A 19,438-nucleotide genomic window follows, 5' to 3' on the forward strand; every position below is an offset into this window, starting at 1 on the left:
TGAACATCAATGGACAATATTATGATTAAAATAAAATAAAATAAAACGTATTCACGCTTATATACACAAAAGGGTTTAGGTCTTAGGGATACTCCCAAAGACCTAAACCAAGTTTTTATAGCTTGGTAAGCTTACTTAAGCTCAACCTCTGCTCCTGCTTCTTCTAAAGCTGCTTTAAGACCTTCGGCCTCATCTTTAGTTACTCCTTCTTTGATTGGAGCTGGTGCTGAATCAACAACTCCTTTAGCGTCTTTAAGACCTAAACCTGTTAATTCTTTTACTAATTTAACTACTGCTAACTTAGATCCACCAGCAGCTTTTAAGATTACGTCAAATTCAGTTTGCTCTTCAGCTTCTTCAGCTGCTCCGCCACCACCTTGTTGAACTACTGCAGCTGCAGCTGCAGGCTCAATACCGTAATCAGCTTTTAATATATCTGCTAATTCGTTAACTTCTTTTACTGTTAAGTTAACTAATTGTTCTGCGAATTCTTTTAAATCTGCCATTTTCTATCGTTTTAAAATAATGTGTTTTTGTTAAATATTTGTTTTATTAAGTGCGTACTTTTTAAATTATCTTTCAGATAATGTTTTTAAGATACCAGCTAATTTTCCTCCTCCAGATTGAAGAGCAGAAACAACGTTCTTAGCAGGAGATTGTAATAATCCAATGATTTCTCCAATAAGCTCTTCTCTTGATTTGATATTAACTAAGGCATCTAATTGATCGTCTCCAACAAAAACTGCTGTTTCAATGAAAGCACCTTTTAAGATTGGCTTTTCAGCTTTTCTTTTCTTTCTGAACTCTTTAATTAGTTTTGCAGGAGCGTTTCCTGTTTCTGAAAGCATTAACGAAGTGTTTCCTTTTAATACTCCAGGAAGTTCTCCGAAATCTTTTTCAGAAGCCTCCATTGCTTTCGCAAGCAATGTGTTCTTGATTACCGCAAGTTGGATATTTTCTTTGAAACAAGCTCTTCTTAAAGCTGAAGTTGTTTCAGCATTTAATCCTGAGATGTCTGTCAAGTAAATATTTGTATTGTCAGCTAACTGTGCAGTTAATTCTTCTATTACTACTGATTTTTCTTCTTTAGTCATGATAAAATCTTTTTAACTACCTATGCAATTGTTTTTGGATCAACAGCTACACTTGGACTCATTGTACTAGACATATAAATACTTTTAATGTATGTACCTTTTGCCGCAGTTGGCTTTAATTTCATTAATGTTTGTAATAATTCAGCTGCATTCCCTTCGATTTTATCAGCAGAGAATGAAGACTTACCAATTGCTGCATGAACGATTCCAGTTTTATCAACTTTAAAGTCAATTTTACCAGCTTTCACTTCTTTTACAGCTTTAGCAACGTCCATAGTTACTGTACCAGTTTTTGGGTTTGGCATTAAACCTCTTGGCCCTAAAATTCTACCTAAAGGTCCTAATTTACCCATTACACTTGGCATAGTGATGATTACATCAACATCGGTCCATCCTCCTTTAATTTTCTGAAGGAATTCATCTAATCCAACATAATCAGCTCCTGCTTCTTGCGCTTCAGCTTCCTTATCTGGAGTTACTAATGCTAAAACTTTTACATCTTTACCTGTTCCGTGTGGTAATGTTACTACTCCACGAACCATTTGATTTGCTTTACGCGGATCAACTCCTAATCGTACTGCAAGATCCACAGATGCATCAAATTTTACATTTGTTATTTCTTTCACTAAGCTTGATGCTTCAGCGACAGAATACAATTTGTTTCTATCAACCTTAGCTAAAGCTTCTTTTTGCTTTTTTGTTACTCGTGCCATTTGTTCTTACGATTTAAAAAGGTTTATCACCAGATACTGTTAATCCCATAGATCTTGCAGTTCCTGCAACCATACTCATTGCTGACTCAGCAGTAAACGCATTTAAGTCTACCATTTTGTCTTCTGCAATTGCTCTTACTTGTTCCCAAGTAACGCTTGCTACCTTTTTTCGGTTCGGTTCTCCTGATCCTTTTTTAATCTTTGCCGCTTCCATTAGCTGAACTGCCGCTGGCGCTGTTTTCACTACAAAGTCAAAAGACTTGTCTTTGTATACAGAAATAACAACTGGAACTACCTTACCTTGTTTATCTTGTGTTCTTGCATTAAACTGCTTACAGAACTCCATGATATTAACACCGGCAGCACCTAAAGCGGGTCCAACCGGTGGCGACGGATTCGCTGCACCTCCCCTAACTTGTAGCTTAACTACTTTACTTAATTCTTTTGCCATTTTCTTGTTTTAAATTGCGCAACACTTTTTTGTTTGGAAGCTAAAAAGTGTTACTTATATAATATGTAACGATTATACTTTCTCTACTTGCATGTAACTTAATTCTAATGGAGTTTTTCTTCCGAAAATTTTCACCATTACTTCTAACTTACGTTTTTCTTCATTGATTTTCTCAACAGTTCCGTTAAATCCATTGAAAGGACCATCAATTACCTTTACTGTTTGCCCTAATGTAAATGGAATTGCAATATTATCAGTTTTCACTGCTAACTCATCTACTTTTCCAAGCATTCTATTTACTTCAGATTGTCTTAACGGAACAGGATCTCCTCCTTTTACTTCCCCTAAGAAACCAATTACATTGGTAACTGATTTTATTACGTGTGTTACTTCTCCAGCTAAATTAGCTTTAATCATAATGTACCCTGGAAAATACACTCTTTCTTTATTTACTTTTTTTCCGTTACGGATTTGAATTACTTTTTCCGTTGGAACTAAGACTTCCTCTACATAATCCTCTAAACCAAATCTAGTGATCTCACTTTCTATATACGCCTTTACTTTATTTTCCTGTCCGCTAACAGCTCTCACAACATACCATTTCTTCACATTCGAATCCGCCATAATTAACTATATTTTTGAGAGTGATTAAACTGTTCCTAATACTAGATTATATATAAAACCTAATATTTTAGCAAAGAAGGTATCAACTCCCCAAATAGCTAATGAGAAAATTATAGAAAAAACAGCTACTATTATTGTAAGACGTTGTGCTTCTGCCCAAGGCGTCCAAGTGACATTTGTTCTTAATTCTTCGAAAGATTCTTTTACGTAATTTACTATACCAGTCATATTGCGATTTTATTAGCACGGGTTGAGAGGCTCGAACTCCCGACACCTGGTTTTGGAGACCAGTGCTCTACCAACTGAGCTAAACCCGTATTCCATAAAAAGGCGTCCCGAAAAGGGACACCTTTTTGTTTATATTAATCTATTTAGATTATTCAATAATTTCAGTTACCTGACCTGCTCCAACAGTTCTACCACCTTCACGAATTGCAAAACGTAATCCAACGTTCATTGCAATTGCATTAAGAAGCTCAACATGAATTGTTAAGTTATCTCCTGGCATCACCATCTCAACACCTTCTGGCAAGTTGATAGTTCCTGTTACGTCAGTTGTACGCACATAGAACTGAGGACGATAATTGTTATGGAATGGAGTGTGACGTCCACCTTCTTCTTTTTTCAAAACATATACTTCAGCTTTGAATTTGATGTGTGGAGTTACAGAACCTGGCTTACAGATTACCGTACCTCTTTTTATATCAGTCTTTTCAATACCTCTTAATAAGATACCTACATTATCTCCAGCTTCACCTCTATCAAGGATCTTACGGAACATTTCAACTCCAGTTACTGTAGAAGTTAATTTCTCAGCTCCCATACCGATAATATCTACCGCATCACCCGTGTTAGCCACACCTGTCTCAATACGACCAGTTGCAACAGTACCACGACCTGTAATTGAGAATACATCCTCAACAGGCATTAAGAAGTCTTTTTCAACATCTCTTTTTGGTAATTCAATCCAATTATCAACAGCTTCCATTAATTCTAAAACCGTATCAACCCATTGCTTTTCACCATTTAAAGCTCCTAAAGCAGATCCTTGGATAACAGGTCCGTTATCACCATCATACTGGTAGAAAGAAAGTAAATCTCTTACTTCCATATCAACAAGCTCCAATAATTCTTCATCATCTACCATATCACATTTGTTCAAGAATACTACCATTCTTGGAACTCCAACCTGACGTCCTAATAAGATATGCTCACGAGTTTGTGGCATTGGCCCATCTGTAGCAGCAACTACCAAGATAGCACCATCCATTTGAGCCGCTCCAGTTACCATGTTCTTTACATAATCGGCGTGACCTGGACAGTCAACGTGTGCATAGTGACGATTTGCAGTTTGGTACTCTACGTGAGAAGTATTAATAGTAATACCTCTTTCTTTTTCTTCAGGAGCATTATCGATAGTATCGAAATCTCTTGCTTCAGAAAGACCAGCATCAGCTAATACTTTAGTAATAGCAGCTGTTAAAGTAGTTTTACCGTGATCTACGTGTCCAATAGTACCAATATTTAAGTGCGGTTTGGAACGATCAAAAGTTTCCTTTGCCATGATTTAATAATTTTTTAATCTTAGTTATATATTAGTGTTCAATTTATACATTCTATGAGCCAATGACGGGATTTGAACCCGTGGCCTCTTCCTTACCAAGGAAACGCTCTACCCCTGAGCTACACCGGCAAGAAATATATAGAGCGAAAGACCGGGTTCGAACCGGCGACATTCAGCTTGGAAGGCTGACGCTCTACCAACTGAGCTACTTTCGCTTTTAATTAGTGGGGAGAGCAGGATTCGAACCTGCGAAGACGTAGTCAGCAGATTTACAGTCTGCCCTCGTTGGCCGCTTGAGTATCTCCCCAATAAATTATCAATATTTCAAATTTTTCCAGCAAATTCACAAGAATCTTGCTTTTTACTTTTTCAACTTTTTGAGCCGATGGAGGGACTCGAACCCACGACCTGCTGATTACAAATCAGCTGCTCTAGCCAGCTGAGCTACATCGGCTTTTATTCATAAAAAAAGCCCGCTATTTCTAACGGACTGCAAATGTATAGATTTTTTGTTTTAAACAAAACTATTTTTAATTTTTTTTTATCATCAATGTGTTCGCACTTTTTCTTTTCTTTTTAACAGTGCTCTTTGCAGTGTACTTGTTGCTTCGTCTACAGCTTCTTCAAACGTTCTACATTGTTTTTTTACCATTACATCATCTCCAGGGATATTCACTCTCACGTCTGCGATTTTATTTTCCTTTTCGCTTGTATTTTCTACCTTTAAATAGACATCAGCATCTATGATTTTGTCATGGTATGTTTCTAGCTTATCCATTTTTCTTTGAATAAAATCTACTAACTTACGATCTACCGTAAAATTTACGGACTGCATGTTTACTTTCATACGCGGCATTTTTATAGGTTATATTTTAGGTTTTAGCTGTTTGTTTTGAGGATTACTTTTTGTTTCTAGGATGTGCTTTGGCATATACATTTTTAAGTTCAGCTAAACTGTTGTGTGTATATACTTGTGTTGAAGCAAGGCTAGCGTGACCAAGTAACTCTTTTACAGCATTTAAGTCTGCACCTTGATTTAGTAAGTGAGTCGCAAAGGTGTGTCTCAGAATATGCGGACTCTTTTTTACTTTGGTAGATGCTATACTAAAATAATCATTTATTAAACGATATACAAGATTCGGATAGATTTTATTTCCTTTTGCTGTTAGGAATAGCTCTTCTTTTTGATGAACATCCGCTTGTTTCCTATGTAAATCATATTGTTTTAGTTGTGTTTCTAATTTTTGAAGAAGTGGCACAATCCGCTCTTTGTTTCTTTTACCAAGGATACGAATTGTTTTAGCGGCAAAATCTATATCGGATTGTTTTAGGTTGACCAACTCAGCTCTTCGCATTCCTGTTGCATAAAACATTTCAATTATGGTTTTGTTACGCACACCTTCAAAGTCATTTGTAAAACTCATAGTTCCCAGCACCATTTCCATTTCTTTTTCTGAGAATGGCACTTGTACTTTTTTAGCCGTTTTTAAAGCTTTGTGTTTTGCCAACGGATTGACTTCTATTTGTTTTGTTTTGAGCAGGAATTTGTAATAGGTTTTGAGCGATGATATTTTCCTGTTGATTGTTGCGTTTTGCAAACCACTTTCTACTAAAGAAACAATCCAGCTTCGGATTTGCACATAATGAACTTGATTGATAGCATCGTCTTCATACTCTTGTTTGCAGAAATTTGAAAAGGAATGTAAATCCTTTTTGTATGCCGTCACAGTATTTGCCGAATAGTTTTTTTCTAATTGTAGATATTCTATGAAAGCGGTGAAGGGCATGTTTTGGGTTTTGGGTTTTGAGTTTTGAGTTTTGAGTTTTGGGTTTTGGGTTTTGGGTTTTGGGTTTTGGGTTTTGGGTTTTGGGTTTTGGGTTTTGCATCTCGACTGCGCTCGATGTGACAGGTTGTTGGTTAATTTGTTTACTTCCTTCTTTGTTTCAAAGTTACAGGCTGTTAAATTTATGGACTCTTCAACTTCTTTGTTTTTTGTTGATTTGTTTTTTCGTCAATTTGTCAATTTGTTGATTTGTTGATTGGTCTTCAAACATACTCATATATTATCAAAGACCTAAATACCCATACAAGTTAGTAAACTATATAGTAACCTCTAAATTTTGCGCATAAAAAAAGGCTTCCGTTATGGAAACCTTTTTAATTTTGTTGTGAGTCTCTTAAATTTCTTCTTGATCTCTAAGATTCTGTATGTATTGCGCTTTTTGTATTTGCGCTCTACGAGCTACCGACGGCTTTGTGAAATGCTTTCTTGCTCTAAGTTGACGCATTCCTCCTGTACGATCAAATTTTCTTTTGAAACGTTTCAGCGCTCTGTCTATATTTTCTCCTTCTTTTACTGGTATAATTAACATAGTACTTAACCTCCTCTCTTTTAGATTTTGTGGATGCAAATATACAGACTATTTTTTAATTTCAAATAGATTGTTGTTTTATTTTTGCATTAGCGATTACTCATTAATTCTAATTTTCTTAAATCGGAAATCGTGAATATTATATTTGAGGCGGCATCCTTTTTTGCTGAAGTAGTCTGATTGTTAAGAAACAACTAGCTTCAACAAGTTTACATTTTACCTTGTAAAAACATATTTTACAAAAAAGATATAGCCGAAAGCGCGGCCGCTTTTTCTGCGGAATGCCCTTGTTGTTTGTTTTCAGTTGTCGGTTTTCAGTTGTCGGTTGTTAGTTGTCGGTTGTTAGTTGTCGGTTTTTTTCTAACTTCCTTTTTTGAAACTTGAGAACCTGTAAATTATGTTTTGGGTTAAGTTGTATGTAGTACTTCTTAAATTAAAGTGTAAACTGTTGAACTTATAAACTTTTCACCTTTTTTGTCCTTTTGTTAATTTGTCGATTTGTTTATTCGTTCATTTGTTTTTTTGTTGATTTACTTGGCTGGTTGGTTTGTAGCTTCTTGAAAAGTTTCCAAATACCCAGCAACCCAATACCTAATACCTTTGTAATTATTTAACTGACCAAACTGTGTAACTTTTTGGCGGTGCTTGAATTTTAACCCATCTTCCACCTTGTGTTACCGGTTCCCAACCCGAATGTCCTGTGTAGTCTTTGATACGTGTGTTGGACCAATTGGTTTCTACCCAACGTTCTTTCCAGTTGTTAGAGTTGTTGATGTATACTACTAAGCCTGCGCTGTTGTATCCGTTTCTTCTGGCAACGTATTCGTCGTTGTCTGTATACAATATAGAAGTGTTTCCGCTAGCGAGATTGTTGTGAATCCAGATCAGATTGTTTAAACGTTCTTTGTTGAGCCATTCTTCATAATCGCGATAGAATAGTGTTGGATATCCTTCATGCGTTAGTATGTACGCATACGCGAGAATTTTGTTGTTGATGATTTCGTCCGTATCGTGGTTTGCTACAAATGTTACTGCTTTTGATGCGTTGCGCTTCCATAACATATCATCGTTGAGTCTGTTTAGGTTGTTTCCTTGAAATGCATCTCGCATTCGGTAGTAGCAAGCAAAGTCGAACGCACTTGATTCTGCTTGTCCTGCCCACCAATCGAGTGTTGCTGCATTTCCGTCCCAGTATTCTCCAACTGCGAATCCGCCTGCTGCATTTTTGAATTCTTTGGCAACCCACGGTGCAAATCCTTTTACGTAATCGAAACGCCAACCGTCAAAACCAACTACATTTTTATAGTATTTTGCTACAGAGTTTGGATTTCTCCACAGCCAATCTTGCACATACGCTTTTGTGTGTGATAAATCGGCAAATCCACCAAATACACCTTCATCACTTGCTTGCGCATCATTTGGATGAAAATCATAGTACGTTCTATTGAATTTCCCTGACATTGGCTGATAGTCTGTGTAGGTATTAGTTCCTTTGAACGGATTATACTCACTGTTTCCGCCACTGTTATGATTTAAAACAATGTCTGAAATGACACTTAATCGGTTGTTGTGCGCCGTGTTGATTAAGCTTTGCAATTCGGTAGTAGAACCAAAACGAGTTTCGACACTTCCCATTTGGTTGTATTCTCCAAAATCGTAGTAATCGAAAGGATCGTATCCCATAGAAAACGCTCCGTTTTGTGCTTTTGAAGCTGGCGGAAGCCATATTGCATCGATTCCTGCATTGCTCCAATCGGCAACTTTTCCTTTGACTACGTTCCACCAAGTTCCACCTGCTGGCACGTCCCAATAAAAGGCTTGCATCATAACACCTGATCCAATTGGTTTTAGATTGGATCTGTTTTTGGCTGTAACAATTCCTTTTGTAGGTTCTTTACTTTGTTCGTTTTCTGAGGTAACTTCATCTTTTGAACAGCTTATGATGAATAGACTGATCAACAAGAAATAGAGTATTTGATTTTTTCTCATGTTTGTTTGGTTTGGTTATAAATATTAGTATTCTTTTTCAAGTTAAATATTTATTTCAGCCTGTTATAATTGTCAGTTTTGCGAAAACGTTTTCGTGTTGATAAGTTTATCATTTATACGGTTTTACCGTAAGTGTCTTGTAAGTTTTAAATCCATAAAAAAAGACCACTCGTTCAAGTGATCTTTTGTGATTTTATTTATATTTTGCTTTTCGCAGTACTTCTCGATATTAAATTTTATTCTAAATTTTCACTCAAAGTAACGCATTTTTTTTTACGTTGCAGGTTTATAATCCTTTCCATCAATTATCATTTTGGCGATAAAAATTGACATTTTCACCAAAATAATAGATTAAAATTACGTTGCAGGTTTATAATCCTTTCCATCAATTATCATTTTGGCGATAATTTCTCTTAGAATTTCTGAAGTTCCACCTCCAATTGGTCCTAAGCGACTGTCGCGAAGCAAACGTGCTAATGGATATTCTTCTATGTAACCGTATCCGCCCAACATCTGTAAACATTGATAAATAACATTGTCTGCCACTTTCGTCGATTGTAGTTTAGACATCGTAGCTTCTTTTACTACGTATTCTTTTTGGTTGAGTCTGTATGCAACCGTATAGTTGAAAGTTTTACAGATTTCTACTTCCGTAGCTAAGTCTGCCATTGTGTGACGTAAAGCTTGGAATTTATCAATCGTTCTACCAAATGCTTCACGTTCCGACATGTATTGCAATGTGTATTCGATAGCGAATTCAGATCTTGCATGTGCATTGATTCCCATGATGAGTCTTTCTAGCGCGAAGTGTTGCATGATGTATGGGAATCCCATGTTTTCTTCGCCCATTAAGTTTTCTAATGGAATTTCAACATTGTCAAATGCAATTTCTCCCGTATCAGAAGCTCTCCAACCTAATTTGTCTAGTTTGGTTGCCGAAATTCCAGGCATATCTCTGTCTAAAACGAATATACTGATTCCTTTGTTTCCAAGTTCAGGACTTGTTTTTGCGGCAATTACTAGGTAATCGCTGTATACACCATTTGTAATGAACGTTTTTGAACCGTTGATAACGTATTTGTCTCCTTTTTTGACTGCCGTAGTTCTCATTCCTGCTACGTCCGATCCGCCGAAAGGCTCCGTAATACATAAACAACCAATTTTTTCACCTGTGATACTTGGTGTTAAATAGCGTTCTTTAATTTCGTGACTTCCTTCTTTATTTAAGTGAGTCATTGCCAAATATGCGTGCGCCCAAATTGCTGCGGCAAATCCGCCTGAATTGACTTTTTGCAATTCTTCTAAAAGGATTACGGTGTAGAAAAGATCTAAGTCCATTCCGCCATACTTTTCTGGATAAGCAATTCCAAAGAATCCCATTTCGCCAAATTTTTCCCAAATAAAGCGTTCTATGGTTCCTGTTTTTTCCCACTTTTCAATGTGTGGAACAACTTCTTTTTTTAAAAAATCTCGTAAACTTTCTCTAAAAAGATGGTGTTCTTCATTAAAGTATATGCTTTCCATATTTAGCAATTTTTTAGTTTTTTTATTGAATATGCAAATATACTTCAATTATCTGTAATTTATCTGTTGGAAAGTTTTGAATTTTTGTCAATTCTTCAAAATTCTTGAATCCTTCACGAAGTGTTCGTTGATTTATAATTTCATCTGCCAATTCATAATTTATGTGCGGTACTTTTAGCAATTGGGCTACAGTACAAGTGTTGAGATTTATTTTGATGATGGGCACTTTTTGCAAATAAAAACGTTTCCATACTTTTTCAATCACTTCTGGCTTTAAACCGTATACATCTTCTAGTTGTGATTCTGTCACAAATCCGCCTAATTTTGTTCTGTATTGTACAATTCGTGCGGAGAGTTTTTCGCCAATTCCATATATTTTTCTGAGTTCGTCTATGGTTGCTTTATTGATATCAATTTTAGAAATCGTGATTTCTCCAACATAAAAACGCTTCCAAACTTTTTGAATGACTTCTGGCTTTAAGCCATATACTTTTTCTAATTGCGCTTTTGTTGTAAATCCGCCTATACTCGTTCTGTAATTTACAATTCGTGCAGATAGTTTTTCGCCAATTCCGTATACTTTTCTAAGTTCCTCTATCGTAGCTTTATTGATGTCGATCTTTTTGAGAATAACTGCTGCTTTTTCACGATACTTTTTCTTTCCGTAGGTACGTTGTGGTTTTTTACGGGTTACCCATTCGGGGAATTTGAAATAGGGCTTGAGTTCGCTTAGCAAGGAATCAGAGACCTTTGTAACCGCTTGAAACTCCTTTGCGGAATTCACATATTTGTTTGTCGCTCTAAATTCGTGTAACCTGTCTATTTCTTTGGTAGACATTCCTAATGTAAAACCTTTGTAATCAGTTACAAAGTTAGGATTGAACGGATAGCGTTTTGGTTTCGCGTTGAGTGCTATTAGTTTTAACGAATCAATATGCTGTTGATACGCGACAACTTTTGCGTTTGAAAATTGTATTGTTGTTTTTGTGGGATTTGTGTAAAAGTAGATTCCTTGCACGGTAAAGATTAGGAATATAATACACAAAATCCCACTTCGTTCTGCTTTGAGAAACGTGAAGTGAGATTTGATGTTTTTCATGTGTTCGATGTTTTAAGTGATCGTCACATGAGTATTATATTGGGTTTATTATTCTAATAAGTTGTAGCTTATTTTTTGATTGCTTTCATATATTTTGTAAGCTCTTGTTTTACTTTTGGTGCTAGTAATATCAGTCCGATCATGTTTGGAACCATCATGGCAAATACCATAGCATCCGAGAAGTCTATTACAGATTGTAAACTTGCTGCAGCACCAACAATTACGAATAAACAGAAAATAACTTTATATATATATTCTGCTCTTTTACTTCTCCCAAATAGAAATGACCAACCTTGGAAACCATAGTACGACCAAGAAATCATAGAACTAAATGCAAATAATACAACTGCTACTGTTAATACATACGGGAACCAACTAATCGCACTTTCAAAAGCGCCAGAAGTAAGTAAAATTGCATCCGCATTGTTTAACGATGCGTTTGCTGCAGTAACATTTCCTGTGATAATTAATACTAATGCTGTCATTGTACACACTACTACTGTATCAATAAACGGTTCTAATAAAGCAACTAAACCTTCACTGGCAGCATATTTTGTTTTTACTGCTGCGTGTGCTATCGAAGCCGAACCAATTCCTGCTTCGTTAGAGAAAGCTGCACGTCTAAATCCTTGTACTAATACTCCAACAAATCCACCTGCCATTCCTTCTGGGCTAAATGCTCCATTGAATATTTGAGTAAATGCATTACCAATTTGATCATAATTAGCCAAAATTACAAATAATGAAGCTGCTACATAAATTGCTACCATAAATGGCACAATTTTATCCGTTACTTTAGCAATTTTTTTGATTCCTCCAATAATTACAATACCTACTAAGACTGCCATTACTAAACCAAATGCCCAACCATAACCATGAAGGAAAGATTGTTCTCCACCAGTGATATTCTCAACTAATTGAAATGCTTGATTTACTTGGAACATGTTTCCACCTCCAAATGAACCTCCAATTACGAAAATAGCAAATAACACTGCCAATACTTTTCCTAATCCTGCAAGACCTTTTGATTTTAATCCTTTGGTTAAGTAATACATTGGACCTCCATATACAGTTCCATCTGCCTCAACATCTCTATATTTTACACCAAGCGTACATTCTACAAATTTTGATGCCATACCAAGTAAACCTGCTACAATCATCCAAAATGTTGCTCCAGCTCCACCAATAGATACCGCAATGGCAACTCCGGCAATGTTTCCTAAACCAACTGTTGCTGATAAAGCTGCTGTTAATGCTTGGAAATGTGAAACTTCTCCTTCATGCCCTTCAATTGCTATTGTTTCAATATTATCACCTCCAGGTGTAGAATCACCCGCTGCTACCATAGATTCATGATGATCTATATCGTCATATTTTCCACGAACAATATTTATAGATGTCCAAAAACCTCTAAAGTTGATAAACTTAAAATATACCGTAAAGTAAAGTGCTCCTATGATTAACGGAAATAATACCCAGAATACTTTGATATCATCCGTAAACGGAATTTGATAAAATATAATTTGTACAAACCAACCAGTTGTATCACCAAAAAACTCATCGATTTTTTGATCGATCCCTTTTTCGGTGGCTTCCTGCGCAAATGTTAATAGTGGCAATAGAATTGCAAATAATGAAAGAAGATATTTCTTCATGGTATTGTTTCAGTTAGTTAATATTTATTTTTGGTTATTTTAAAGGTAGCAAGATGCTAAAAAAAAATTGCTTAATCAAGTTTTCTCCTGTTAAATAGGCTTATGAACCGATTTTAGAGATTGTATTTTTTCTTTAGCAATTCAATTTGTTCTGGGCGACCTAAGACAATTATTTTGGATTCTTTGACTAGTTTTAAATCAGCTCCAGGATTAATGATATACTCGCCATCGGGCGTTTTATACCCAATAACACTGCAACCTGTTTCTTTTCGTAGGTCTAATTCTTTAAGCGATATCTCTTTGCTTGAAGGTGTTATATCTTCTGTGCGTATTTCTTCTACATTGGTTGTATTTTTCCCACTAATGGAAAGATTGTCAATGAATTCAACCAAATCGGGCACCACAACTAAAGAAGCCATGTGCTCGCCACCAATTTTATCGGGCATGATTACATTATCAGCACCAGCTAGTTTTAATTTTTTATAAGAAGATTCATGCGAAGCTCTACTGATAATGAGCAATTTCCCGTTTATTTGTCTTGCCGAAAGTACTACAAACAGATTGTCTGCATCACTCGGAAGTGCGGTAATTAAACATTTTGCATTGTGAATTCCTGCTTTTTCTAACACTTCATCTTCACTTGCATTTCCTTCTACAAAAGAGATTTCAGAGTTTTCATATCGTTCAATTACAGCTCTGTTCTTTTCAATAATTACAAATTGTTGATTGTGTGTATGTAATTTTTCAGCAGCTTCTTTTCCATTGCGTCCAAATCCGCAAATAATGATATGATTTTCCATGCCTCTGATTTTTTTTAACGTTCTGCGTTCTATTATATTTCGTAAAGCGCTTCTGCTTAATATGAATTCTGTAATCACAGATATTGCATACGCAAATACAAAAACACTGATGATGATTAAGAATACGGTGAATAATTTTCCTTGATTGTCGAGTGGAACTACTTCTTCAAAACCAACAGTACTAATGGTTATGACAGTCATGTATATTGCATCAATAAAACTACAACCTGTAACAAGCATAAATCCTGACACGCCAATTATTAAGACGAAGAGTAGTAATACTAAAGCAATGTAAAATTTTGACCGGAAGAATCTAAACATATTTATAAGTCAAATACTGAAGTTCGTTTGGTGTAAATTAAGTCTTTTAATCTTAATATAAAAGCTAAGGTAAGATATAATGCAAAACTAACACCTAAAGTAGCAAATGTGACGTAAATAAAGAATAAACGCACATTTTTGGCACGCATTCCTAAACGTTCTGCCAATCGAGACAACGCTCCAAAGCCATGTTTTTCAAAAAAATAACGCAGTTTGTATATAAACTTCATCTTTCTTTTTTTACGTTTTTTAAAGTGCCTGCAAGATAACTCTTTTACACATAAAAAAAGCCACTAACGCGTAGTGACTTTTTAAATTTTGTAATTTATTAACTTTTAATAAAGTGCTTCTAATGCAGTAATGTCATTATTATTAAAATCTATTGCAGGTCCACAAGATTGCATAATTGAAGATGCATCTGATCCTGTTGGAGTTCCTGCAATGTAAATTGCGCCAACTCCTGCACTTCCTTCGTTTACATTTTGTCCACAACTTTGACGTGTTTGATAGTCTGTATGGCGGAAACCAATACAATGTCCTATTTCATGCGCCATTGTTCCTGCCAACTCACTTACATTTGGTGCTATTGACAATTCAAACCAACGACTGTTAATTCCAAATCCTCTTGCCGGATCACCTTTACGAGTTGGGAAACCTGCGGCTCGTCCTAAAGTAATGAATCCGCCTGATTCTAATTCAAAGAATTCCGTTACTTCAATATTTGCCTTATTTCTTCCTCTTTGTCCAAAGGCAACTCTTGTGAAAGAAATGCGAAGGTTGAGGTCATTATACATTTGAATAGTTTCATCGAGTGCATCAGAACCTAAAGTTCCTAAATCTGGATCAACACTAATTGTAATTGATCTTGGCAGTTTTGTGACTAAGTTTGTTGTGCGATAGTGTTTTGCCAGTGGATCTACCGGCTGCAATTCGTCAATTTGTGCGTAGGTAAAAAACATATCTTCTACTGCAACTCCGTCTTCTCCCATGAAGTTTGTTGTAAATGCTCTTGAGGTATCAAAATACGCTGCATCCAATTTTGCCAAAATTTCAGGACTTACCTTTCCTTCTTCTTCTTGCAAAGGTTCTTCCGACTGATCGGTTTGACACGCTGTGAATACTGTAAATACCAAGATACATACCACAAGCATTGATAAAAGTTTTTTGGTTTTCATTACTAATAATTTTTGGGTTAATATGTTTATAAAACTACAAATTATATTTAAGTTTTTTACTACAAAAAGAGTAGTTTTTATTTATTAATACTTTTGAATCACCAAAAAATCACTGAAAATCAACATTTTAAACACACTTACTTACCGCATCATTCTATTTCCAATTGCACATTCTAAACACTTTTTTTTGTCGCAGTAGCTTTTTTTCAATTCTAATAATGCCTGTGTTTGCAATGCATTTTCAATCGTGATTGTTTGAGTTTTAAATTTTTGAATGATGGTGTTTTTTTCGGGCGAAATGGTTCGTAAAAGCGCAAGCAAACTTTCTATATTGGGCATGCTTTGGTATTTTTCATAACAATATTTAAGCGGCAGAATGCTATTGATCAATAATACATCAATGAACTTTTTTGATACTTTTTTTGTCCGCTTGGGCGAATGTTTCTCAAAGGTGTAATGGGTTTCCCAAAATACACTCGTTTCTACTTGTAATATTTCGTATAATTCTTCTAATGAAGTTGTAGCGACTATTTTAGAAAACAAATTTTTCTGTTGATGATACAAGTTTGCCAATTGTGATGCGCGAATGGTTGGAAAGTTTGCAGGACGCGTTCCAAAGAATTGCAACGGAAAGAGAGCCTTTTTTTCATATTGAAACTTGTGACATATATAATTGTATTCTTGCTGCAATTGTTCGTAATACTGTTCCTGAGTTCCATCTTGCGAAAGCACTCCAAAAATGCCAAATAAGAATGCTTCTAACGAAAATTGTGAAGCGCTTAGTTTTCGTATTGTGCTAAAATTTACCGAACAAGCCGCTTGAAAGAATAGTTCACTGTTGAGTTTGAGTCCAAAACCTTTGGCGAGCAATCGGAATAAAACGGCTTCCCAATCGTATTCGGTTTTTTTGACTAATTCCGCTATAGCGACCGCTTTGGTTTCTAATCGTTCTAAGTAGACACGTTCGAGCCAATTTTCGAGTTCAAATGTAGTTAGTACAGGAAAAGTAGTTTCGCACGGAATCCAATTTTTAGGTGAGTTCAGCAAGTTTTTATAGCGTAATACTACAGTTTCATCACTGTATTGTTTGAGCAATAATGTAGGAATGACCGAATTATTTTTTCGGTGAATTTCAATATCGTGTTCCCAAACCACATGCAAAATAACGTTATTATAGTTGGCGTCGTTTTCATGGTTGTGTACAAACCAATCAGACGATTTTACATGCATTTCCACATTGCCAGCCCAAATTTGAGTTCCTATTTTTAATTGTGCATTAAAAAAATCTGGTCCGGCATGTTGATTGCGCGTTCCTAAATTGATGATTTTTACGGCTTCTCCTTTTGTCGTTTGTAATTTGTGCAACTGTAGTTTTCCAAATTGCCACAAATAGTACAAAAAGTCTTCTCTTACGGTCATATTGATAATTATTAAATTCTTAATAATTTCAATGAGAAGTTTGGGATATATTATTCACTTACAAGATTAATACTACAAAAATATACTTTTTTACAGATTATTTTATAAATTGTAACAAACAAATACTACCAAAACCATCTCATGTTGAATTTTTTTACTGAATGAACTCCCTTTTTAAATCTATTTTTATTTCTGCTTTTCCTGTTATTGCGCTTGTTGCAATGATAGATAGTGCTTGGTTTATGTACCAATCAGGAGTTTCATTACAACATGCGGCACACTTCCTCACGGCAGTCAGTATTGTGTTCTTTTTTAGCAAAATTTTTATCAAACCGATTCCACGTACGGATGTTATTTTAATCGTATATACGTTTTGTGTGTTTTTGGGTTTTTTATTGAGTTTCCTCGCTGTAAATATTCAAGAAGAAGTCAATTATAGAACTACGAGTATCGTTTTTAATTTGATTTTGACAGTTGGCTGGATTGTGTATTTGCTTTGGTATTCTTTTTTTCAGAAACGAAATGCAGCAAATAATCCTATTTTGAAAGTTGGAAACACGCTTCCTTTGTTACGGTTTGAAAATGCTGCGAAAGAAGAAATTACTTCAGAAAAATTCACAGGAACGCCTAGTATTTTCATCTTTTATCGTGGCAATTGGTGTCCGTTTTGCATGGCGCAAATCAAGGAAATGGTGGCAAAGCATGAAGCGTTGACAGATAGAAATATCAATACGGTTTTTATAAGTTCGCAACCGCATGGTTTTAGTAAAAAATTGACAAAAAAGTATCCGCTAGATTTTCAGTTTTTAGTAGATGTGAATGGCGAAGTTTCGAAGCAACTTCATATTTTTGAAACGTATGGTTTGCCGTTTGGATTCCAAATTTTTGGTTTTAAATCGCACACAAGCCTGCCAACAGTTATCGTTACAGATTCTAACGAACAGATTGTATATACGAATCAAACAGACAATTATCGCGTGCGTCCAGAGCCAAGTGCTTTGTTGAAAATTGTAGATGCAAATGTATAACTACTCTACTTTATAACCTTTTGCCTTCCAAGCGTTAATTCCGCCCGTAACATTGTGAATTTTTGTATATCCTGAAGCTTTCAGTTTTGCAGCAGCTTTTCCGCTTCTTCCGCCGCTTCTACAATACACATATACATCTTTGTCTTTTGGAAGTAAGGTCGTTGCTTTTTCAAGAAAATCATCATCGAAAAAATTCGCTTCTAGCGCAGAACTTTTTATTTTTCCTTGCGCAATTTCTTTCGGAGTACGCACATCTAAGACTATTACTTCTTTATTTTCTAATAATTCATAAAGCTCCGTTACAGTAACATCGTTTTCTTGTAGCCCATTCGTACAACTTAAAAAAAGCGATATCAGTATTGCAAAAATTAGTTTGGTAAGTTTCATACTGCATGATTTAGTGATTCCTAAAAATAAGAAAATTGAGAACGAAGTACGAATACACGTTCTCAATTTTATATTTTTTAAGATGAATTAAGTTTCTTAAAACGAATTCTTACTTCGTTTTTTCACCTTGCCATTCCATAAATCCGCCCATTAAATTGTGCGTTGTGTCATAACCTACACTGTTCATTACAGCACATGCTTGCGCGCTTCTTCCGCCTGAGCGACAATATACATAGTAACTTTTTGAAGGATCAAGTTTTTTAATTTCATCAATAAATCCTTGTCCTAAAAAAATATCAATATGTTTTGCATTCGGAATGTATCCTTCGTCCACTTCGTCTTGTGTACGAACGTCTAAAATGACTGCATTTGCATCGTTTGCAAGTTGCTCTTGCCATTCTTGTTGTGTTAAATCTGCCATAGCGTAGTAAATAGTATGTTTGTTGTTCAAAGTTAAACTTTTCAGTAGATATTATTCAAAAAAAAGCCGAAGTATTTACACTTCGGCTTAGTACAGGCAAGTTTCATGCCTTTATGTATTTGAGTATCTAAACTTCCTAGATGTGACATTTAGACATAATTCAAGAAAATTATCAAAAGTAATTTTACAATCTAACAAATCTAAAAATGGAAGCAAGTCTAACTTTGCCTACATTATACTTTAATAGAACAACCAATTGCTTTCGTCGTTTTTACCTCAACTTCTTTTCCAGCTAATAACGCATCAACAGCATCTTCAATATATCGTTTTGTTACTGCAGAAGCATCTTTATAATTATCGTCAATTGCTCCTATATACTTCACTTCATGCCCTTTTGGAGTTTTTGCTACAATGTACATGTGTGGCGTTCGTGTTGCACCAAATACTGGATATATTTTTTGTCCTACATCAAGCATATACGGAAATGTAAATCATTTTTCTTTTGCACGTATTTGCATATCCTCAAAACTATCTTCTGGTCGCGCTATTGGGCTATTTGGGTTAATTGCAATTACAGGATAACCTTGAGGTGCATATTTTTTATCCAACGCAATCAATCTATCTTCATAAGCTACAGAATACGGACATGTATTACAAGTGAACGTTAGTATAAATCCTTTTGCCTCGCTAAAATCTCCCATAGAAACCATTTTTCCATCTACATTTTTTAAAGAGAAATCTTCTACAATATCACCAACTTGGTAACCGTTTACAACTGCTTTCTTTGGTTTTTCTACATTT

Annotated in this window: 21 protein-coding genes, 5 tRNA genes and 1 pseudogene; 1 reads left to right on the plus strand and 26 read right to left on the minus strand. The window is 35.4% G+C overall.

Going from position 1 to position 19,438, the window contains the following annotated elements:
- Positions 1 to 131 precede the first annotated feature (131 nt).
- The 23 genes from rplL to AB8B65_RS03155 all read right to left on the minus strand — a co-directional run bounded on the left by rplL (position 132) and on the right by AB8B65_RS03155 (position 16,801).
- Positions 132 to 506 (minus strand): 50S ribosomal protein L7/L12, encoded by a 375-nt coding sequence (gene rplL, locus AB8B65_RS03045; protein WP_405299389.1) that lies wholly within the window; start codon positions 504 to 506, stop codon positions 132 to 134.
- Positions 507 to 572: 66 nt separating this feature from the next.
- On the minus strand, positions 573 to 1,094 hold the full coding sequence (gene rplJ, locus AB8B65_RS03050; RefSeq protein ID WP_405299390.1) for a 50S ribosomal protein L10: 522 nt from the start codon (positions 1,092 to 1,094) through the stop codon (positions 573 to 575).
- Positions 1,095 to 1,114: 20 nt separating this feature from the next.
- Entirely contained in the window at positions 1,115 to 1,807 is a 693-nt protein-coding gene (gene rplA, locus AB8B65_RS03055) for a 50S ribosomal protein L1 (RefSeq protein WP_405299391.1), read from the minus strand.
- Positions 1,808 to 1,820: 13 nt separating this feature from the next.
- Positions 1,821 to 2,258, minus strand: a complete 438-nt coding sequence (gene rplK, locus AB8B65_RS03060) for a 50S ribosomal protein L11 (RefSeq protein WP_187560682.1) — start codon at positions 2,256 to 2,258, stop codon at positions 1,821 to 1,823.
- Between the two features lie 72 nt (positions 2,259 to 2,330).
- Positions 2,331 to 2,882, minus strand: a complete 552-nt coding sequence (gene nusG, locus AB8B65_RS03065; RefSeq protein WP_405299392.1) for a transcription termination/antitermination protein NusG — start codon at positions 2,880 to 2,882, stop codon at positions 2,331 to 2,333.
- 24 nt (positions 2,883 to 2,906) lie between these two features.
- Positions 2,907 to 3,110 (minus strand): preprotein translocase subunit SecE, encoded by a 204-nt coding sequence (secE, locus tag AB8B65_RS03070; protein ID WP_405299393.1) that lies wholly within the window; start codon positions 3,108 to 3,110, stop codon positions 2,907 to 2,909.
- Positions 3,111 to 3,126: 16 nt separating this feature from the next.
- A tRNA-Trp gene (locus tag AB8B65_RS03075) sits at positions 3,127 to 3,199 on the minus strand.
- Between the two features lie 59 nt (positions 3,200 to 3,258).
- Positions 3,259 to 4,446 (minus strand): elongation factor Tu, encoded by a 1,188-nt coding sequence (gene tuf, locus AB8B65_RS03080; RefSeq protein ID WP_405299394.1) that lies wholly within the window; start codon positions 4,444 to 4,446, stop codon positions 3,259 to 3,261.
- 57 nt (positions 4,447 to 4,503) lie between these two features.
- Positions 4,504 to 4,575: transfer RNA gene (locus AB8B65_RS03085), tRNA-Thr, on the minus strand.
- A 13-nt stretch (positions 4,576 to 4,588) separates the two neighbouring features.
- A tRNA-Gly gene (locus AB8B65_RS03090) sits at positions 4,589 to 4,661 on the minus strand.
- Positions 4,662 to 4,671: 10 nt separating this feature from the next.
- Positions 4,672 to 4,753: transfer RNA gene (locus tag AB8B65_RS03095), tRNA-Tyr, on the minus strand.
- Between the two features lie 73 nt (positions 4,754 to 4,826).
- Positions 4,827 to 4,900 (minus strand) — tRNA-Thr (locus AB8B65_RS03100).
- Positions 4,901 to 4,993: 93 nt separating this feature from the next.
- Entirely contained in the window at positions 4,994 to 5,293 is a 300-nt protein-coding gene (gene hpf / locus AB8B65_RS03105) for a ribosome hibernation-promoting factor, HPF/YfiA family (protein WP_405299395.1), read from the minus strand.
- Positions 5,294 to 5,345: 52 nt separating this feature from the next.
- A complete protein-coding gene (locus AB8B65_RS03110; protein WP_405299396.1) occupies positions 5,346 to 6,233 on the minus strand; it encodes a tyrosine-type recombinase/integrase in 888 nt (295 codons plus the stop codon).
- Positions 6,234 to 6,624: 391 nt separating this feature from the next.
- The gene (gene rpsU, locus AB8B65_RS03115) at positions 6,625 to 6,819 is read right to left on the minus strand and encodes a 30S ribosomal protein S21 (protein WP_405299397.1); all 195 of its coding nucleotides are present in this window, start codon (positions 6,817 to 6,819) and stop codon (positions 6,625 to 6,627) included.
- 606 nt (positions 6,820 to 7,425) lie between these two features.
- Positions 7,426 to 8,808: an alpha-amylase gene (locus tag AB8B65_RS03120; protein ID WP_405299398.1), complete on the minus strand. Its 1,383-nt coding sequence runs from the start codon at positions 8,806 to 8,808 to the stop codon at positions 7,426 to 7,428.
- A 357-nt stretch (positions 8,809 to 9,165) separates the two neighbouring features.
- Positions 9,166 to 10,332 carry an acyl-CoA dehydrogenase family protein gene (locus tag AB8B65_RS03125; RefSeq protein WP_405299399.1) on the minus strand — a complete coding sequence of 389 codons (1,167 nt, stop codon included), beginning with the start codon at positions 10,330 to 10,332 and terminating at the stop codon, positions 9,166 to 9,168.
- Between the two features lie 22 nt (positions 10,333 to 10,354).
- Positions 10,355 to 11,431, minus strand: a complete 1,077-nt coding sequence (locus tag AB8B65_RS03130) for a ComEA family DNA-binding protein (protein ID WP_405299400.1) — start codon at positions 11,429 to 11,431, stop codon at positions 10,355 to 10,357.
- 68 nt (positions 11,432 to 11,499) lie between these two features.
- Positions 11,500 to 13,086, minus strand: a complete 1,587-nt coding sequence (locus tag AB8B65_RS03135; RefSeq protein ID WP_405299401.1) for an alanine/glycine:cation symporter family protein — start codon at positions 13,084 to 13,086, stop codon at positions 11,500 to 11,502.
- A gap of 113 nt (positions 13,087 to 13,199) precedes the next feature.
- Positions 13,200 to 14,207: a potassium channel family protein gene (locus AB8B65_RS03140; RefSeq protein WP_405299402.1), complete on the minus strand. Its 1,008-nt coding sequence runs from the start codon at positions 14,205 to 14,207 to the stop codon at positions 13,200 to 13,202.
- A gap of 2 nt (positions 14,208 to 14,209) precedes the next feature.
- Positions 14,210 to 14,437 (minus strand): PspC domain-containing protein, encoded by a 228-nt coding sequence (locus AB8B65_RS03145; protein ID WP_405299403.1) that lies wholly within the window; start codon positions 14,435 to 14,437, stop codon positions 14,210 to 14,212.
- Between the two features lie 105 nt (positions 14,438 to 14,542).
- Positions 14,543 to 15,382 (minus strand): M57 family metalloprotease, encoded by an 840-nt coding sequence (locus AB8B65_RS03150; RefSeq protein WP_405299404.1) that lies wholly within the window; start codon positions 15,380 to 15,382, stop codon positions 14,543 to 14,545.
- A 141-nt stretch (positions 15,383 to 15,523) separates the two neighbouring features.
- A complete protein-coding gene (locus tag AB8B65_RS03155) occupies positions 15,524 to 16,801 on the minus strand; it encodes a DUF2851 family protein (RefSeq protein ID WP_405299405.1) in 1,278 nt (425 codons plus the stop codon).
- Between the two features lie 161 nt (positions 16,802 to 16,962).
- Here AB8B65_RS03155 and AB8B65_RS03160 point away from each other — a divergent pair, with 161 nt between their 5' ends.
- A complete protein-coding gene (locus tag AB8B65_RS03160; protein WP_405299406.1) occupies positions 16,963 to 17,829 on the plus strand; it encodes a peroxiredoxin family protein in 867 nt (288 codons plus the stop codon).
- On the opposite strand, the gene AB8B65_RS03165 is transcribed toward AB8B65_RS03160, so the two are convergent.
- From AB8B65_RS03165 to AB8B65_RS03175, 3 genes and pseudogenes are all read right to left on the minus strand, one after another.
- Positions 17,830 to 18,216 (minus strand): rhodanese-like domain-containing protein, encoded by a 387-nt coding sequence (locus AB8B65_RS03165; protein ID WP_405299407.1) that lies wholly within the window; start codon positions 18,214 to 18,216, stop codon positions 17,830 to 17,832. It lies immediately after the preceding gene.
- A gap of 109 nt (positions 18,217 to 18,325) precedes the next feature.
- On the minus strand, positions 18,326 to 18,637 hold the full coding sequence (locus AB8B65_RS03170; RefSeq protein ID WP_405299408.1) for a rhodanese-like domain-containing protein: 312 nt from the start codon (positions 18,635 to 18,637) through the stop codon (positions 18,326 to 18,328).
- A 233-nt stretch (positions 18,638 to 18,870) separates the two neighbouring features.
- Positions 18,871 to 19,438: pseudogene (locus tag AB8B65_RS03175) on the minus strand (thioredoxin family protein); the annotation flags it as partial.

Origin of the sequence: Kordia sp. (genome assembly GCF_045105435.1) — a bacterium.
Classification (GTDB): Bacteria; Bacteroidota; Bacteroidia; order Flavobacteriales; family Flavobacteriaceae; genus Kordia.